We start from the raw sequence: 15943 nt of genomic DNA, 5'->3' as shown, positions 1-15943 counted from the left end.
TACCGTGGACCCATGCGGCTCGGGGTCATCGATGTGGGTTCCAACACCGTGCACCTCCTCGTCGTGGACGCGCACCTCGGCGCCCAACCGCTCCCGACGAGCTCGCACAAGCGTGAGCTGCGCCTCTCGGAGCACGTGACCGACACCGGTGAGATCGACGACGCGGGGCGCGAGCAGCTGGCGGACTTCGTCGCGGAGTGCCTCGTCGTCGCCGAGGACCAGGGCGTCGAGGACCTCATGGGCTTCGTCACGAGCGCGATCCGTGAGGCGCCCAACGGCGACGACGTCCTCAGTGAGGTCAAGGAGCGCACGGGCGTGGTGCTCGACGTGCTGTCGGGCGAGGACGAGGCGCGACTGACCTTCCTCGCAGCCAGGCGCTGGCTCGGCTGGTCGGCCGGCACGCTCCTCGTCGCCGACATCGGTGGTGGCTCCCTCGAGATCGCGCAGGGCATGGACGAGGATCCTGACGTCGCCATCTCCCTGCCGCTTGGCGCCGGTCGCGTCACCCGTGAGCACCTGCTCGGCGACCCGCCCGGGGTCGAGGCGGTGCGCGCTGCCCGCACCCACGTCCGCGCGACGATCGCGCGCCAGCTGCGGCCCCTCACCAAGGCCGGGGCGGCCGACCGTGTCGTCGGCACATCGAAGACCATGCGTTCGCTCGCCCGGATCACCGGCGCCGCTCCGAGCTCGGAGGGCATGTATGCCGTCCGTTTCCTCGAGCGCGCGGCTCTCGATGAGATCCTGCCCACGATCTCGGGAATGACTGCGGCACAGCGCAGCTCACTCCCGGGCGTGTCGTCGTCGCGTGCCCACCAGCTGCTCGCCGGAGGGCTCGTGGCCTCGGCGACGATGGACCTCCTCGGGCTCGACCGCATCGAGATCTGCCCGTGGGCGATGCGCGAGGGCATCATCCTGCGCAGGCTCGACGGGATGCACTGATGGGCGGTCAGTGATGGGGTCCGGCGACGCCGTGACCATCCCGGACATCCCCGTGGCCCTGTCCACCGCCTCCGTCTATCCCGAGAACTGCGCCGCCGCCTTCCAGCACGCGGCTCGACTGGGCTACGACGGCGTGGAGGTGATGGTCTGGACCGACCCGGTGACCCAGGAGGCAGGTGCGCTCAGGGCACTGTCCGAGCTGCACGGCATACCGATCCTGTCCATCCACGCGCCGACGTTGCTCATCAGCCAGCGCATCTTCGGGGCGGAGCCCTGGGGCAAGGTGGACCGTTCCCTCGAGCTGGCGCACGACGTCGGTGCCGAGACGGTCGTGCTCCACCCGCCGTTCCGGTGGCAGAAGGAGTACGCCCGCGACTTCACCGACGGCATCGCGACCCGCGAGCACGAGTCGGGCATCACCCTCGCCGTCGAGAACATGTTCCCGTGGCGGGTCGGTGGCCGGGAGATCGAGGCCTACCTCCCGCACTGGGACCCGGTGCCGCAGCCGTATGACCACGTGACGCTCGACCTCTCGCACACGGCGACGGCGGGTTCCGATGCCCTGGCCATGGTCGAGGCCCTCGGGCCGCGCCTGGCACACCTGCACCTCGCCGACGGGCTGGGGTCGATGAAGGACGAGCACCTCGTCCCGGGCCGTGGCTCCCAGCCATGTGGCGAGGTGCTGGACTGGTTGGTGCACAACGGTTTTGGTGGTTCCGTCGTGATCGAGGTCTCCACCCGCCGGCTCTCCGTGGAGCAGCGCGAGGTCGCGCTGGCGGAGTCCCTGGCGTTCTCGCGGCTGCACCTCGCCGCGGCCCTCGAGACCGGCGGCGGGTCGTGAGCCCGAGGGGTCGCAGACCCGGGGGAGAGGACACGCGGGCGGCGATCATCGCCGCTGCGCGCTCGGAGTTCGCGCGGCGCGGCTATGACGGGACCTCCCTGAGAGGCATCGCCCGCGAGGCCGGAGTCGACGCCAAGCTGGTCCACCACTACTTCGACGGCAAGACCGAGCTCTTCGCCGAGGTGCTGTCCTTCCCCGCGGACCCGGGCGAGCTGGTCGACCGGCTCGTGGCCGTCCCTCGCGAGGAGCTGGGCGATGCCCTCGTCCGCGTGTTCCTCTCGGTGTGGGACAGCCCCGTGGGTCGTGAGCGGTTCGCGGCGCTCTTCGCTGCGGCGGCCGCCAACGACGAGCACGCGCGGATGGTGCGCGAGTTCGTCGGGCGCGAGATCTTCGTGCGCCTCATCGAGCGGCTGAGCGAAGGGGTCGAGCCCGGCGACGTGCCATCGGTGGGGCTGCGGGCCGAGCTCGGCGCTGCGCAGCTCATCGGCATGGGCGTGCTGCGCTACGTCGTGAAGATCCCGGCGCTGGCGCAGGCGTCGGACGACGAGATCGTCGCCATCCTCGGGCCCACCCTGCAGCACCACCTCATGTCCACGGGCGGCTGAGGGGTTGCGCGCGGCTGGGAGTGGGGTTTAAATTCATCACATGATGAAAAGAGCGGACGGCGACGCCATCGTCGTCGAGCACCTGCGCGTGGTGCGCGGGAAGCGTGAGGTCCTGCCTGACCTCAGCGTCACCGTCCCCACCGGTCAGGTCGTCGGACTCCTGGGCCCGAGCGGTGGCGGCAAGTCCACCCTCATGCGGGCCATCGTGGGGGTGCAGCAGGTCCGGTCGGGCGAGGTGACGGTGCTCGGCGAGCCCGCCGGCTCACCCGGGCTGCGGCACCGGGTCGGGTACGTCACCCAGGCGCCGAGCGTCTATGCGGACCTGTCGGTGCGCCACAACCTCCGCTACTTCGCCGCGGTGCTCGGTGCGGCAGGTGGCGCCGTCGACCGCGCGATCGACGCGGTGGACCTCACCTCCCACGCAGATGCCCCGGTCCGCACTCTCTCCGGCGGACAGCGCTCCCGTGTCTCCCTGGCCGCAGCGCTCGTCGGCGACCCCGAGCTGCTCGTCCTCGACGAACCGACGGTCGGGCTGGACCCGGTCCTGCGCCGTGACCTGTGGGAGCTGTTCCGCAGGCTGGCCCACAACGAGGGGCGCACCCTGCTCGTCTCGAGCCACGTCATGGACGAGGCGACCCGGTGCGACCGCCTGCTCCTGCTGCGTGAGGGTGAGGTTTTCAGCGACTCGACCCTCCCCGAGCTGCTCGAGCGCACGGGCGCGGCCGACGCCGAACAGGCCTTCCTCGCCCTCGTGGACCGGGCCGCAGGCCGCCAGAGCTCCTCCCCGAGCACCACATCAGGAGACGCGTCATGAGCCCCCGCATCACGCTTGCCACCGCGGCCCGCGTCCTGCGCCAGCTCAGGGCCGACCCGCGGACCATCGCGCTCATGCTCGTCGTGCCCTGCGTCCTCATCGGCCTGCTTGCCTGGATCTACGACGGGACACCGGTGTTCGACAGCATCGGTGCGGCCCTGCTCGGCGTCTTCCCGTTCGTGGTGATGTTCATCGTCACCAGCGTCGCAACCCTGCGTGAGCGGACCTCGGGGACGCTCGAACGACTGCTCACCACACCGCTCGGCAAGGGCGACTTCATGATCGGCTACGCGCTCGCCTTCGGGGCGATGGCCGTCGTGCAGGCGCTGCTGGCCACCGGGTTCGCCGTCTGGGTGTGCGGCCTCGACGTCGCCGGACCCACGTGGCTGCTGGTGGTCGTGGCGGTCGGTGATGCTCTCCTCGGCACGGCGCTCGGCCTGCTCGTGAGCGGGTTCGCCTCGACGGAGTTCCAGGCTGTGCAGTTCATGCCGGCCCTCGTGCTCCCGCAGTTCCTCCTGTGCGGCCTGCTCGTCTCGCGCGACAACCTGCCCTCGCTCCTCGGGCCGATCTCGGACGTCCTTCCCCTGTCGTATGCCGTGGACGCCATGCGCACGATCACTGCCGTCCCCGAACCACTCGGTGACATCGCGAGCGACCTGGCGATCATCGCCGGCGCGATCGTCGTGGCCCTGGCGCTGGGCAGCCTCACCCTGCGACGCCGCACCGCCTGACGCCCGACGCAAGGGCAACGGTGAGGGGGGAGCTCGGGGAAGGTGGGCGCGGAGGTGGGCGGACGGCATACGGGTCATGAGGACGTCGGCGGAACGGATAACCTGACCTGCGTGGACGCCTCAGACCTGCTTCGATCCAGCCTCCTGCACCTCTCGGACTCCTCCCTCGTGCGCAGCACGATCGAGAAGGCACCGGTCAGCCGCCACGTCGTGCAGCGCTACGTGCCCGGCACCGACGTCTCCGACGCGGTGAACGCGGCAGCCGAGCTGCGCTCGACCAACCGGATGGTGACGATCGACTACCTGGGGGAGGACACTCTCGACGCCGGGCAGGCCGCGCACACGGTCGACACCTATGTCGGGCTCCTGCGGGCGCTCAAGGCGCGCGACCTGACCCAGTTCGGTGCCGCCGAGGTGAGCGTCAAGCTCAGCGCCGTCGGCCAGGCACTGCCCCGCGACGGCGAGCAGATCGCGCTCGACAACGCGCGCCGCATCTGCGAGGTCGCCAAGGACGCCGACACCACGGTCACCCTCGACATGGAGGACCACACGACGACGGACTCGACGCTGTCGGTGCTCGCCGAGCTGCGCAAGGACTTCCCCGACACGGGCGCCGTCCTGCAGTCCTACCTGCACCGCACCGAGTCCGACTGCCGGGACCTCGCCACGGCCGGGAGCCGCGTCCGCCTGTGCAAGGGCGCCTACAAGGAGCCGGCCTCGGTCGCCTACCAGGACGCCGAGGACGTCGACCTGTCCTACGTGCGCTGCCTCAAGGTGCTCATGGCGGGCGACGGCTACCCCATGATCGCCAGCCACGACCCCCGCATCATCGACATCGCCCGGGCCCTCGCCAGCCGTCAGGGGCGCGAGCCCGACAGCTACGAGTTCCAGATGCTCTTCGGCATCCGCCCCGACGAGCAGAAGCGCATCGCCGACCGCGGCCACCAGATGCGCGTCTACGTCCCCTTCGGGGAGCAGTGGTACGGCTACCTCATGCGCCGGATGGCCGAGCGCCCCGCGAACCTGCAGTTCTTCCTGCGCAGCCTGATCACCACGGGCTGACGCGGCGCGGGCCGGCCCGGGGCAATGGACATGCAGTGGTCCCCATGAGCCGGACCCGAACCGCCCAGCGCGTGCTCAGCCGCGTCCGCGCAGGTGAGCACTGCATGTCCGTTGCTTCGCTGGTGGACGAGCGGCCGGCATACCCCCGCAATGAAACACGCGTGAACCGCGAACGGAAACCGGCATAGTCTCCCGGCATGGGAACGGTTGCGATCTTCGGTGCTGGTGTCATGGGCGAGACCCTGCTCTCGGGGCTGCTGCGGGCCGGTCGCCCGGCTGACGAGCTCGTCATCACCGAGCGCCGTCCCGAGCGCGCCGCGGAGCTGACCGAGACCTACGGCGTGCGCGCCGTGAGCAACGTCGACGCCGCAGCCGAGGCCGAGACGCTCATCCTCGTGGTCAAGCCGCAGGACATGGCGGCGCTCCTCGACGAGATCGGGCCGCACGTGGGAGAGGCCAACCTCGTCGTCAGCCTCGCCGCGGGCATCACCACCGACTTCATCGAGAGCCACCTGCCCGAGGGCCGCTCCGTGGTGCGGGTCATGCCCAACACCCCCGCCCTCGTCGACCAGGGCATGGCGGCGATCAGCGGCGGCCGCCACTGCCTGCCGGAGCACCTCGAGCAGGCACGTGGGCTCCTCGCCGCGACCGGCAAGGTCACCGAGGTCCCCGAGAAGCTCCAGGACGCCGTCACCGCCATGTCGGGCAGCGGCCCGGCCTACATCTTCTATGTGGTCGAGGCGATGATCGAGGCCGGAGTCGTCCTCGGCATGCCCCGCGCCACCGCCACCGAGCTCGTCACCCAGACGCTCTTCGGCGCGGCGACGATGCTGCGCGAGACGGGCCAGCACCCCACCGTGCTGCGCGAGCAGGTCACCTCGCCCGGTGGCACGACGGCTGCTGCGCTGCGCGTCCTCGACGACCACAAGGTGCGCGCCGCCTTCGTCAGCGCCATCGAGGCCGCCGCCGTCCGCTCGCGCGAGCTGTCAGGAGGCTGAACGGGTGGTCCCTGCGAGGGTCGTGCGCGTCACGCGCGAGAACTGGCGCACCTACCGCGACGTGCGTCTCGCTGCGCTGCTCGACACCCCGCGGGCCTTCGCCAACACGTATGCCGTGAGCGCGGCCTACCCGGACTCCTCCTGGCTCGCTCGACTCACCTCCATGACGACCTGGTTGGCCCTCGATGCCGACCGGCCGGTGGGCACGGTCTCGATCTGGCACAGCGCCGACCAGCCCGACGACGAGATCTACCTCATCGGGATGTGGGTCTCGGCATCGGCGCGGGGTCGTGGCGTCGGCGACCTCCTCGTCTCGACCGCTCTCGCTGCTGCGTCCGAAGACGGCTACGGACGCGTGCACCTCGAGGTGGCCCAGGAGAACCGGCCGGCCCAGCGCCTCTACGAACGCCACGGGTTCACCCGCACGGGCACCACGTGGGACAACCCGCTCTATGGCGGGATCTGCGAGATCGGGTACGCCGTCTCCGTCGACCCGGCTTGCCCGGCATCGGTGCCGTCGGGGACAGTGGGGGCATGAGTGAGATCAGCGTGCGCCCGCTGGGCGAAGAGGACTGGCAGACGTACCGCGACGCCCGACTGACCGCTCTGCGGGAGTCGCCCGAGGCGTTCGTGGCCACGGCCGAGGAGGAGGAGGCCTTCGAGGAGGACTTCTGGCGGCTGCGGATGAACCGCTCGGCACGGCTGCTCGCAGAGCGCGAGGAGACCCCGCTCGGCATCGTCAGCCTCGGCCGCTCGAGCGACGAGAACCCCAAGACCTCACAGCTGTTCGGGCTCTGGGTGACGCCGGAGGCCCGCGGCAGTGGCGTGGCGACGGCCCTGGTGCGCGCCGGCGCCAACCTGGCCCGCGAGCAGGGACAGAGCCAGCTCACCTACTGGGTCGGCAGCGACAACGGCCGGGCCGTGGCCTTCGCCAGCGGCTTCGGGTTCCGGCCCACCGCGGAGCGTCGTCCCATGCGGGTCGTGAGCGAGGACGACGAGGACGAGGTCGCCATGGTCCTTGCCCTCGGTGGCGACCGCGGGTCGCCCCCGGCCGAGTTCTGAGGGCGAGCCCCGAGGGTCAGGGGCGGGCGGCGAGGCGCTCGAGGAGCTCCGTCGGCCCGCTGACGATCAACGTGTCGTGAGCCGAGACCTTGGTGGAGGGAACGGCATACGTGAAGTCCTCACCGGGAGCCTTCACGCCCACGATCGTCACGCCGTACTTGCTGCGCAGCTTGCTCTGCTCCAGCGTGAAGCCGATGGCCTCGGTCGGCGGGCGCATCTTGACGATGGCGAAGCCGTCGTCGAACTCGATGTAGTCCTGGAGCTTGCCGCCGACGAGGTGGGCCACCCGGCGGCCCGTGTCGGCCTCGGGCCGCACGATGTGCTGGACACCGATCCGGTCGAGGATGCGGGCATGCTCCGGCGACATCGCCTTGGCCCAGATGTCGGGGACGCCCGCGTCGACGAGGTTGGCGGACGCCAGGACCGAGGCCTCGATCGAGGATCCGACCCCGACGATCGCGATCTGGTAGCGCGACGCCTTGGCGTCGTGGATGACCGAGGAGTCGCTGGCGTCGCCGTGGATGATCGAGCTGAGCCGTCCGAGGAACTTCTCGGCGAGCAGGCCGTCCTTCTCGATGGCGACGACGCGGTGCCCGAGGCGGCGCAGCTCGAGGGCGGCAGCCCCACCGAATCGGCCCAGGCCGACGACGAGCACGTCGAGGTCGCTGTTCTTGGCGCCCAAGGTTTCCTCCTGAGGTCGTTCCGGCCGGTGGACGTTCGGGTCGAGGCTAGCCCCCATTCGGGGCGCGCCGGGTAGCGTGCCCGACATGGCTCACCGCACGCGCCTCGTCTGGGACGACGGCTTCACGGCCTACAACTTCGGGCCGGGACACCCGATGGGGCCGACCCGTCTCGCCCTCACGACCCGGCTCCTCGACGACCTCGGTGTCCTCGAGCACGTCGAGGTCGTCAGCCCTGCGATCGCGAGCGACGAGCTGCTCACCACGGTGCACGAGGCGGACTACGTCGCGGCGGTGCGCGCGGCCTCCCTGGACCCAAGGAGTGCCACGGGCCGCTGGGGCCTGGGCACGGAGGACGACCCGGCGTTCGAGGGGATGCACGAGGCGAGCGCGCGCATCGTCCAGGGCACCGTCGACCTGTGTGATGCGGTGTGGAGGGGCGAGATCGACCACGGCGTGAACTACTGCGGCGGCCTGCACCACGCGATGGCGACGCACGCCTCGGGCTTCTGCATCTACAACGACATCGCGGTGGGCATCCAGCGGCTGCTCGACAGTGGCGCCGAACGTGTGGCCTACGTCGACATCGACGTGCACCACGGAGACGGCGTCGAGCGCATCTTCTGGAACGACCCGCGCGTGCTCACCATCTCCGTCCACGAGTCGGGCCGAGCCCTCTTCCCCGGCACGGGCTGGCCGGGCGACATCGGTGGTCCCGACGCCCGCGGCACGGCCGTCAACGTGGCGCTCCCGCCGGGCACGGGCGACTCCGACTGGCTGCGCGCCATCGAGTCCGTCGTTCCTCAGCTCGTGTCCGCCTTCACTCCAGACGTGCTCGTCACCCAGCACGGCTGCGACAGCCACAGCCAGGACCCGCTGGCCCACCTCTCCATCTCGCTCGACGCCCAACGGCGTGCCCACGAGTTCCTGCACCGACTGGCGCACGACCACGCGCACGGCAAGTGGGTGGCGCTGGGCGGTGGTGGCTACGAGCTCATCCAGGTCGTGCCGCGTTCGTGGGCCCACCTCACCGCGATCGCGGCCCATGCGCCCGTGCCGTGCGCGACCCCGGTCCCGCAGTCCTGGCGCGACCACGTGCTCGAGAGCTTCGGCGTCGAGGCGCCCACGATGATGGGGGACCTGGCCGAGAAGGACCTGCCGATCTGGGTCCGTCCGTGGGAGACCGGGCACAACCCGGACAGGGCTGCGGACGCCGCCATCCTCGCCACGCGTCAAGCGGTGTTCCCGCTCCATGGGCTCGACGCATGGTTCGAATGACCCACTTTTCATCCACTCCACCGCGTGTCGACTGGACGTGGGAAACATTCCGCTCCCATGACTTCCCCAAGGGTCACATCAGCCCCTATGGTTGCTTCTTGCACGCCCGTAGATGACCGCCGGTGGGGAAGCCGGCGATGCGAGCATGCAGAGATCGAGGTGGCAATGTCCCAGGAACGGTTTGCCGAGGTGCGGTTTCTCACCGTTGCTGAGGTGGCCTCGATCATGCGCGTGTCGAAGATGACCGTCTACCGCATGGTGCATGGAGGCGAACTGCCGGCAGTGCGCGTGGGCAGGTCTTTTCGGGTTCCCGAGGACGAGGTGCAGAAGTACCTCCGGGAGTCCTACATGGGCACCGCGTGAGCGAGCCGCACCAGACGATGGAGGCCGGGCCGATCGGGCCCGGCCTTCGCCGTTCCCACCACGGATCTCCCTGCTGGCCGGATGCCCGTTTGGGCAGTCGGGCCGCGCGCCGGTAGGGTTGCGCCTCGACACACGCGCGCCGGTCGGCCGCGCAGGCCGATCAGCAGCTGCTGGTCCACCGTCGTTCGAAATTCTCTCAATCAGCGAGGACTGCTCATGGGTTCAGTGATCAAGAAGCGCCGCAAGCGCATGGCGAAGAAGAAGCACCGCAAGTTGCTTCGCAAGACGCGCCACCAGCGCCGCAACAAGAAGTGACGTGATCGAGCGACCCTCACCTTCCGGTGGGGGTCGTTTCGCGTTCCCGGCGCGTATGCCGTCCGCCCGCCTCCCGCTGTGAGGTGCAGTTCCACCGTCACCGGGGTGAGAGGTCTCTCCACCCTCTCCCGTCACCCACCGGCGCAAAGTAGGGTCGAGCCCGAAGAGTCGAAATCCAGGACTGTGCACCAGGAGAGGTCGTCGCCCGTGGGACAAGTGGTTCTCGTGACAGGAGTCTCCCGCCACGTCGGTGGCGTCCTTGCACGGCGACTCGCGGCCGACCCTGCCGTCGACAAGGTCATCGGTGTCGACGTCATCCCGCCCCCGCGCGACCTCGGCCGCGCGGAGTTCATCCGCGCGGACATCCGCAACCCGATGATCGGCAAGGTCATCTCCCAGGGCGACGTCGACACGGTCGTGCACGCCAACGTCATCGCGACGCCGACCTTCGCCGGGGGACGTACTCCGCAGAAGGAGATCAACGTCATCGGCACCATGCAGCTGCTCGCTGCCTGCCAGAAGGCGTCGTCGGTCAAGCGGCTCATCGTCAAGTCCACCGCCGCGGTCTATGGCTCGACGCCGCGGGACCCCGCGATGTTCACCGAGGAGATGTCGGCCAAGCGCCTGCCGTCCTCGGGTTTCGGCAAGGACTCGATCGAGGTCGAGGGCTACGTGCGAGGCTTCGCCCGGCGCCGTCCGGACGCGGAGATCCTCACGCTGCGCTTTGCCAACATCGTCGGTCCGCGCATCCGCACCTCCATCACGGACTACTTCAACCTGCCCGTCATCCCGGTGCCGTTCGGCTTCGACGCCCGGCTCCAGTTCATCCACGAGGACGACGCGATCGCGGCGCTGGTCCGTGGCGTGACGGGTTCGGCAACGGGTGTCGTGAACCTCGCCGGTGACGGCGTGCTCACCGCGCTGCAGGCGGCCGCGATTGCCCGCCGGCCGGTCGTCATGGTCCCCATGGCAGCAGCCGGGCCCCTCGGGGGGCTGGGCAAGCGCTTGGGCCTCGTCGACTTCAGCCCCGACCAGATGTCCTTCCTCGCCTACGGGCGCGGCATGGACACGACGGTCATGCGCGAGAGCTTCGGCTTCACCCCCACCTTCACCACGCGGGCGGCGTTCGAGGACTTCGCCCGCACCGTGAGCCCGATCTATCCCTCGCTCGACGCCGTGAGCGGCGCGGTCGGCGGGATCGTCGGTGCCGCGCAGCACGTCCTGGCCCGACCGACCCGAGGGACGCACTGATGGCCACGAAGAAGGCCGCTGCCACCGCGGCCAAGACCGCGAAGCGCACCCCGGCGAAAACTGCCAAGGCACCGGGGAAGGCTGCGGCAAGGACTCCGGCCAAGGCCCCGTCGGCGAAGGCGCCGGCGAAGGCGACCGCGGCGAAGGCGCCGGCGAAGCCCCGCAAGAAGGCGACGCCGTCGGTCGCTGCCGGAGCGGCTCGCGCCTCCGGCGAGCGCGCCCGCCGCCGGTCGACCCCACTGCTGTCCGCGCAGGAGAGCCCTCGGGCCAGCGCCGAGGCAGGCGTGACGGCCACTCCCTCGGCAGCGAGCTCGCCGCGTGCGGCCCACCGACCGCGACCGCAAGCGGTCTCGAAGGCGTCGTCCAAGGCATCCAGGCAGGCCGGCATACGCCCGCAGAGCCCGCGCGCGAAGCGCGCTGCCGACGAGGCCGCTCGGCGCCACCTGCGGGTCGCCACACCTCCCGCGCCGACCGCCAAGCCGTCACCGGACCCCACCGCCACGCAGACCGACATGTCGCTGCCCGTGCCCGGCATCGAGGAGCTGCTGGGCGCCTCGATCGCTGCCATGCGCCTGGCCGCGCAGGGCGCCGGGCTCTCGCCCGACGAGATCGAGCGACGGGTCGCCGCGACGCTGGCCTTCCTGCGCCGCCGGATCGAGGGGGACTACTCGGTCGACGAGTTCGGCTACGACGAGCACTTCGCCGAGAACGTGATCTTCCCGTTGCTCCGCCCCATCTACAAGAACTGGTTCCGGGTCGAGGTGCGGGGCATCGAGAACATCCCGGCCGACGGTGGCGCCCTCATCGTCTCCAACCACTCCGGGACGATCGCCATCGACGCGCTGATGATCGCCCAGGCGATCCACGACGAGCACCCCCAGCACCGCGTCATGCGCGCGCTCGGGGCCGACCTCGTCTTCCAGACCCCGTTCGTGAGTGCCTTCGCCCGCCGGGGCGGCTCGACGCTCGCGACCACCGCCGACGTCGAGCGCCTCTTCGCCAAGGGCGAGCTCGTCGGTGTCTGCCCCGAGGGCTTCAAGGGTGTCGGCAAGCCGTTCAAGGAGCGCTACAAGCTGCAGCGCTTCGGCCGTGGGGGCTTCGTCGCAGCGGCGCTCAAGGCGGGGGTCCCGATCATCCCGGTCTCCGTCGTCGGCGCCGAGGAGATCGCCCCGATTCTCGGCAACATGAAGACCGTGGCACGCCTGCTCGGTCTGCCCTATGCCCCGATCACGCCGACCTTCCCGCTGCTCGGGCCGCTCGGGCTCATCCCGCTGCCCAGCAAGTGGATCATCGAGTTCGGTGCGCCCATCGAGACCGCCAGCCACGGCCCGGCGGCCTCCGAGGACCCGATGCTCGTCTTCGACCTCACCGACCAGGTGCGCGAGACGATCCAGCAGACGCTCTACTCGTTGCTCATGCAGCGACGTTCCGTCTTCTTCTGAGGCCAGGTTCGCGTATGCCGTCCGCTCCCGTCCCGCCGCGCGTCACCTTGATCGGCAAGCCCGGCTGCCACCTCTGTGACGACGCAAGGCGGATCATCGCGAGAGTCACCGAAGACCTGGGTGAGTCCTTCGACGAACTGAGCATCCTGGAGCGCCCCGACCTGATGGCGCGTTACGCCGAGGAGATCCCGGTGACTCTGGTCGACGGCAAGCAGCACGACTTCTGGCGAGTCAACGAGGCCCGCCTGCGAGCAGCCCTGACCCAGCCCCAGCGCTAGGCGACTCAGGCGAAACGCACGTATGTCGGTCGCCGCTGGCTGGGTCTGGCGGGAGCGCGAAGCGCGCTCAGCGCGCGAGTGCGGATGGGACAGCGGCGAACGGCATACGTGCGTGGAGCCCAAGCGCCAAGGCGAGCGGACGGCATACGCAAGGGGTGCAAGCGGTTCCGCAAGGCGCTTGTACCAGAACGGGGTGAGCCGTGCGTCTCGGGGTCGGATCACGACTTTGTGCAAGGCTTCACAAGTGCGTACCCTGAACAGGCACCACCACAGCGTCCAGACAGGAGTCGAAGGCCACGTGTCCGCCGTCGTCGCAGCTCGCAGGGGCATTCCTGACGCATCCGTGGCTCGACTTCCGGGATACCTCCAGGCGCTCACCAACCTCGCCGAACGCGGGATCAGCTCGGTGAGCTCCGAGGAGCTGGCCTCGGCCGCGGGCGTGAGCTCGGCCAAGCTGCGCAAGGACCTCTCCCACCTCGGCTCCTACGGCGTGCGCGGTGTCGGCTACGAGGTCGACCGGCTCGCCTACGAGATCTCCACCGCCCTCGGCCTCACCCAGGACTGGCCCGTGGCCATCGTCGGGATGGGCAACCTGGGTCGCGCGCTGGCCGCCTACAGCGGCTTCGCCACCCGCGGGTTCAACGTCATCGCCCTGCTGGACCACGACGACGCGCTCGTCGGCACGCCCGTGGGGGAGCGCTCGATCCGGCCCATGGGAGACGTCGAGGCGCTGGTGCGCACCGATGGCCTCGCCATCGGTGTCATCGCCACCCCGGCCGACTCCGCGCAGGACGTCGCCGACCGTCTCGTGAAGGCAGGGGTCCGCTCCATCCTCAACTTCGCTCCCTGCGTCCTCGACGTCCCGGACGACGTCATGGTGCGCAAGGTCGACATGTCGACCGAGCTGCAGATCCTCGCGTTCCACGAGCAGCGGCGCACCGGTGAGCTCGACCTGGTCACCAAGACCGAGGTCGAGGAGGTGGCCCTGTGAGCCTGCTCGTCCTCGGCCTGTCCCACCACGGCACCCCGATGGAGCTCCTCGAGTCCGCGGTCCTGGACCCGGCCGCCCGCGGTCGCCTCGAGGCCGCGATCGTCTCCTCCGAGCACGTCGTCGAGTCCGTCGTGGTCTCGACCTGCAACCGCACCGAGGTCTATGCCGAGGGGCTGACCTTCCACGGAGCCCTCACCGACGTCTCGGACGCCCTGGCGGCCGCCACGGGTGTGGCCCTGGCCGACCTCCAGCCCCACCTCTACGTCCACTACGAGGACCGCGGCATCGCCCATGCGTTCTCCGTCGCCGCCGGCCTCGACTCGATGGCTGTCGGTGAGGCCCAGATCCTCGGGCAGCTGCGCGACTCCCTGACCCGCGCGCAACGCCGCGGCCACGTCGGCCCATCGCTCAATACCCTTCTGCAGCAGTCACTTCGCGTCGGCAAGAGGGTCCACACCGAGACGGGGATCGACGACGTGAGCCGCTCCCTCGTGGGCGCCGGGCTCGCTGCGGCCAGTGAGGTCGTCGGCTCCATCAGTGACGCTCGCGTGCTCGTCCTCGGGGCGGGTGGCATGGGTGCCCTCGCGGCGACCACGGTGAGCCACGCGGGTGCCGCGTCGGTGACGATCGCCAACCGTGGACTGGCCCGGGCAGAGCGCCTGGCCGAGCGGGTCGGAGGCCGCGCCCTGCCCTGGGACGCCCGCTTCGACGCCCTGGCCGACGCCGACATCATCATCTCGAGCACCGGCGCCACCGGCGTGGTCCTCACCTCCCGTGACGTCGCGGCCGCGGCTGCCTCGCGCGGTGGTCGCCCGCAGGTGTTCATCGACCTGGCCCTCCCGCACGACGTCGACCTGGCCGTGGCCGACCTCGAGGGAGCCACCCGCATCGGGCTCGCCGAGCTGGGCCAGATGCTCAGCGACGCCGGTGACGTCCCCCAGGTGCGCGATGCGCGCGACATCGTCACGGGTGAGGTCGCGGCCTACCTCACCGAGCGTTCCACCGAAGCCGTCGCGCCCACCGTCGCCGCGCTGCGCTCGCGGGCGCAGGAGGTCGTGGACCGGGAGATGAGCCGTCTGAAGCGCCGCACGCCCGAACTGAGCGACAGTGACCGCGCCGAGGTCCAGCGGGCCGTCCACCGCATCATCGAGAAGCTGCTCCACGCCCCGACCGTGCGCGTCAAGGAGATGGCACAGAACGGCCAGGGCGGCAGCTACGCCAAGGCCCTGAGCGAGCTGTTCGACCTCGACCCGCGCGAGGTCTCCGTGGTCTCGACACCGCCCATGCTCGTCGCGCCGGAGGACGAGGGGGCCGAGCGATGAGGCTCCGCCTGGGCACCCGACGCTCGACCCTCGCCACCACCCAGGCCACCTGGGTCGCGGACCAGCTGCGCGCCCTCGGCCACGAGGTCGAGCTCGTCGAGATCACGACCGCCGGCGACCGCGACCGCACCACCCCGCTGGCGACCCTCGGCGGGACAGGCGTGTTCGTGTCGGCGCTGCGCGACGCGCTGCGCGACGGCTCGGTCGACCTCGCCGTGCACTCCCTCAAGGACCTGCCCACGACGCCCGAGGAGGACCTCGTCGTCGCCGCCGTCCCGCTGCGTGAGGACCCCCGAGACGCCCTCGTCGCTCGCGACGGCCTCACCCTCGGTGAGCTCCCCGCGGGCGCGACGGTCGGCACCGGCTCACCGCGCCGCCGGGCGCAGCTCGAGGCGCTCGGCCTGGGCCTGGACATCCGCGAGCTGCGCGGCAACGTCGAGACCCGGCTCGGTCGCGTCACGAGCGGTGACCTGGACGCCGTCGTCCTCGCCCACGCCGGCCTGCGCCGCCTCGGGCGTGACGGAGTCGTCACCGAGGTCCTCGACCCGATCCAGATGCTTCCGGCGCCGGGCCAGGGCGCCCTCGCCGTCGAGGTCCGCGCCGACGACGCCGCCACCCGCGACGCCGTCGCCGCTCTCGATGACCCCGACACCCGCGCCTGCGTCGACGCCGAGCGTGCCGTCCTCAACGAGCTCGAGGCCGGCTGCTCCGCCCCCGTCGGGGCATTTGCCGAGATCGTCCTCGGTGACGCGGGTGACGAGCTCTCGCTGCGCGCCGTCGTCGCGAGCCCCGAGGGCGCCGGTGACATCCGGAGGTCGGCCACCGGCAGTCCCTCCGAGGCGTCCTCCGTCGGTCGCCGGCTCGCTCGCCTGCTCCTCGAGGACGGCGCCGCCGACCTCACGTCCTTCAGCACCGTCAGCACGATCAACACCGTCCTTTCTGCACCTAACGAACGCCACGGAGCGTGACCT

The 15943-nt window shown here is 70.7% G+C and carries 19 protein-coding genes; 18 read left to right on the top strand and 1 reads right to left on the bottom strand.

The genetic code is table 11. The features are described from left to right. Positions 1–12: 12 nt before the first annotated feature. From ASG74_RS08055 to ASG74_RS08015, 9 genes are all read left to right on the top strand, one after another. Positions 13–939: a Ppx/GppA phosphatase family protein gene (locus ASG74_RS08055; RefSeq protein ID WP_056143331.1), complete on the top strand. Its 927-nt coding sequence runs from the start codon at positions 13–15 to the stop codon at positions 937–939. A gap of 13 nt (positions 940–952) precedes the next feature. After that, on the top strand, positions 953–1780 hold the full coding sequence (locus ASG74_RS08050) for a sugar phosphate isomerase/epimerase family protein (RefSeq protein WP_056141239.1): 828 nt from the start codon (positions 953–955) through the stop codon (positions 1778–1780). Then, entirely contained in the window at positions 1777–2385 is a 609-nt protein-coding gene (locus ASG74_RS08045) for a TetR/AcrR family transcriptional regulator (RefSeq protein ID WP_056141237.1), read from the top strand. Before ASG74_RS08050 ends, ASG74_RS08045 begins: the two co-directional genes overlap by 4 nt. 40 nt (positions 2386–2425) lie before the next feature. Further along, positions 2426–3199 (top strand): ABC transporter ATP-binding protein, encoded by a 774-nt coding sequence (locus ASG74_RS08040; RefSeq protein WP_056141234.1) that lies wholly within the window; start codon positions 2426–2428, stop codon positions 3197–3199. Then, complete coding sequence (locus ASG74_RS08035) at positions 3196–3930, top strand: ABC transporter permease (protein WP_056141231.1); 735 nt, start codon at positions 3196–3198, stop codon at positions 3928–3930. The genes ASG74_RS08040 and ASG74_RS08035 overlap by 4 nt, the downstream gene beginning before the upstream one ends. A gap of 111 nt (positions 3931–4041) precedes the next feature. Next, positions 4042–4992, top strand: coding sequence for a proline dehydrogenase family protein (locus tag ASG74_RS08030; RefSeq protein WP_200942546.1), 951 nt, complete (start codon positions 4042–4044; stop codon positions 4990–4992). A 197-nt stretch (positions 4993–5189) separates the two neighbouring features. Then, on the top strand, positions 5190–5990 hold the full coding sequence (proC, locus tag ASG74_RS08025; RefSeq protein WP_056141228.1) for a pyrroline-5-carboxylate reductase: 801 nt from the start codon (positions 5190–5192) through the stop codon (positions 5988–5990). A 4-nt stretch (positions 5991–5994) separates the two neighbouring features. Next, entirely contained in the window at positions 5995–6528 is a 534-nt protein-coding gene (locus ASG74_RS08020) for a GNAT family N-acetyltransferase (RefSeq protein WP_056141225.1), read from the top strand. Further along, a complete protein-coding gene (locus ASG74_RS08015) occupies positions 6525–7052 on the top strand; it encodes a GNAT family N-acetyltransferase (protein ID WP_056141216.1) in 528 nt (175 codons plus the stop codon). The genes ASG74_RS08020 and ASG74_RS08015 overlap by 4 nt, the downstream gene beginning before the upstream one ends. A 16-nt stretch (positions 7053–7068) precedes the next feature. Here ASG74_RS08015 and ASG74_RS08010 read toward each other — a convergent pair whose 3' ends face one another. Next, the gene (locus ASG74_RS08010) at positions 7069–7734 is read right to left on the bottom strand and encodes a potassium channel family protein (protein WP_056141213.1); all 666 of its coding nucleotides are present in this window, start codon (positions 7732–7734) and stop codon (positions 7069–7071) included. An 85-nt stretch (positions 7735–7819) separates the two neighbouring features. Between ASG74_RS08010 and ASG74_RS08005 the strand changes: the two genes are divergently transcribed. The 9 genes from ASG74_RS08005 to hemC all read left to right on the top strand — a co-directional run bounded on the left by ASG74_RS08005 (position 7820) and on the right by hemC (position 15940). After that, positions 7820–9010: an acetoin utilization protein AcuC gene (locus ASG74_RS08005; protein WP_056141209.1), complete on the top strand. Its 1191-nt coding sequence runs from the start codon at positions 7820–7822 to the stop codon at positions 9008–9010. A gap of 165 nt (positions 9011–9175) precedes the next feature. Next, complete coding sequence (locus ASG74_RS08000) at positions 9176–9373, top strand: helix-turn-helix domain-containing protein (RefSeq protein ID WP_040884494.1); 198 nt, start codon at positions 9176–9178, stop codon at positions 9371–9373. Between the two features lie 216 nt (positions 9374–9589). Beyond that, positions 9590–9688 carry a 30S ribosomal protein bS22 gene (locus ASG74_RS16910; protein ID WP_003792170.1) on the top strand — a complete coding sequence of 33 codons (99 nt, stop codon included), beginning with the start codon at positions 9590–9592 and terminating at the stop codon, positions 9686–9688. Between the two features lie 225 nt (positions 9689–9913). Next, positions 9914–10939, top strand: a complete 1026-nt coding sequence (locus ASG74_RS07995) for an NAD-dependent epimerase/dehydratase family protein (RefSeq protein WP_235498854.1) — start codon at positions 9914–9916, stop codon at positions 10937–10939. Further along, a complete protein-coding gene (locus tag ASG74_RS07990; protein ID WP_082569595.1) occupies positions 10939–12381 on the top strand; it encodes a 1-acyl-sn-glycerol-3-phosphate acyltransferase in 1443 nt (480 codons plus the stop codon). The genes ASG74_RS07995 and ASG74_RS07990 overlap by 1 nt, the downstream gene beginning before the upstream one ends. Positions 12382–12395: 14 nt before the next feature. Beyond that, a complete protein-coding gene (locus ASG74_RS07985) occupies positions 12396–12659 on the top strand; it encodes a glutaredoxin family protein (protein ID WP_056141202.1) in 264 nt (87 codons plus the stop codon). Positions 12660–12957: 298 nt separating this feature from the next. Beyond that, complete coding sequence (locus ASG74_RS07980; protein WP_056141199.1) at positions 12958–13650, top strand: redox-sensing transcriptional repressor Rex; 693 nt, start codon at positions 12958–12960, stop codon at positions 13648–13650. Then, the gene (locus ASG74_RS07975) at positions 13647–14972 is read left to right on the top strand and encodes a glutamyl-tRNA reductase (protein ID WP_056141195.1); all 1326 of its coding nucleotides are present in this window, start codon (positions 13647–13649) and stop codon (positions 14970–14972) included. Before ASG74_RS07980 ends, ASG74_RS07975 begins: the two co-directional genes overlap by 4 nt. Continuing rightward, positions 14969–15940, top strand: coding sequence for a hydroxymethylbilane synthase (gene hemC, locus ASG74_RS07970; protein ID WP_056141192.1), 972 nt, complete (start codon positions 14969–14971; stop codon positions 15938–15940). Before ASG74_RS07975 ends, hemC begins: the two co-directional genes overlap by 4 nt. Positions 15941–15943 lie beyond the last annotated feature (3 nt).

The sequence above is a fragment of the Knoellia sp. Soil729 genome, from assembly GCF_001427985.1.
In the GTDB taxonomy this organism is placed as follows: domain Bacteria; phylum Actinomycetota; class Actinomycetes; order Actinomycetales; family Dermatophilaceae; genus Knoellia.
The sequence above is the reverse complement of the archived record's forward strand: the minus strand, read 5'-3'. Positions and strand labels throughout refer to the sequence as shown.

Excerpts from the sequence above, each read along its gene's own strand:
- ASG74_RS08055 (WP_056143331.1), top strand. The coding sequence starts at position 13 with ATGCGGCTCGGGGTCATCGATGTGGGTTCCAACACCGTGCACCTCCTC.
- ASG74_RS08050 (WP_056141239.1), top strand. The coding sequence starts at position 953 with ATGGGGTCCGGCGACGCCGTGACCATCCCGGACATCCCCGTGGCCCTG.
- ASG74_RS08040 (WP_056141234.1), top strand. The coding sequence starts at position 2,426 with ATGATGAAAAGAGCGGACGGCGACGCCATCGTCGTCGAGCACCTGCGC.
- ASG74_RS08035 (WP_056141231.1), top strand. The coding sequence starts at position 3,196 with ATGAGCCCCCGCATCACGCTTGCCACCGCGGCCCGCGTCCTGCGCCAG.
- proC (WP_056141228.1), top strand. The coding sequence starts at position 5,190 with ATGGGAACGGTTGCGATCTTCGGTGCTGGTGTCATGGGCGAGACCCTG.
- ASG74_RS08015 (WP_056141216.1), top strand. The coding sequence starts at position 6,525 with ATGAGTGAGATCAGCGTGCGCCCGCTGGGCGAAGAGGACTGGCAGACG.
- ASG74_RS08005 (WP_056141209.1), top strand. The coding sequence starts at position 7,820 with ATGGCTCACCGCACGCGCCTCGTCTGGGACGACGGCTTCACGGCCTAC.
- ASG74_RS08000 (WP_040884494.1), top strand. The coding sequence starts at position 9,176 with ATGTCCCAGGAACGGTTTGCCGAGGTGCGGTTTCTCACCGTTGCTGAG.
- ASG74_RS16910 (WP_003792170.1), top strand. The coding sequence starts at position 9,590 with ATGGGTTCAGTGATCAAGAAGCGCCGCAAGCGCATGGCGAAGAAGAAG.
- ASG74_RS07990 (WP_082569595.1), top strand. The coding sequence starts at position 10,939 with ATGGCCACGAAGAAGGCCGCTGCCACCGCGGCCAAGACCGCGAAGCGC.
- ASG74_RS07985 (WP_056141202.1), top strand. The coding sequence starts at position 12,396 with ATGCCGTCCGCTCCCGTCCCGCCGCGCGTCACCTTGATCGGCAAGCCC.
- hemC (WP_056141192.1), top strand. The coding sequence starts at position 14,969 with ATGAGGCTCCGCCTGGGCACCCGACGCTCGACCCTCGCCACCACCCAG.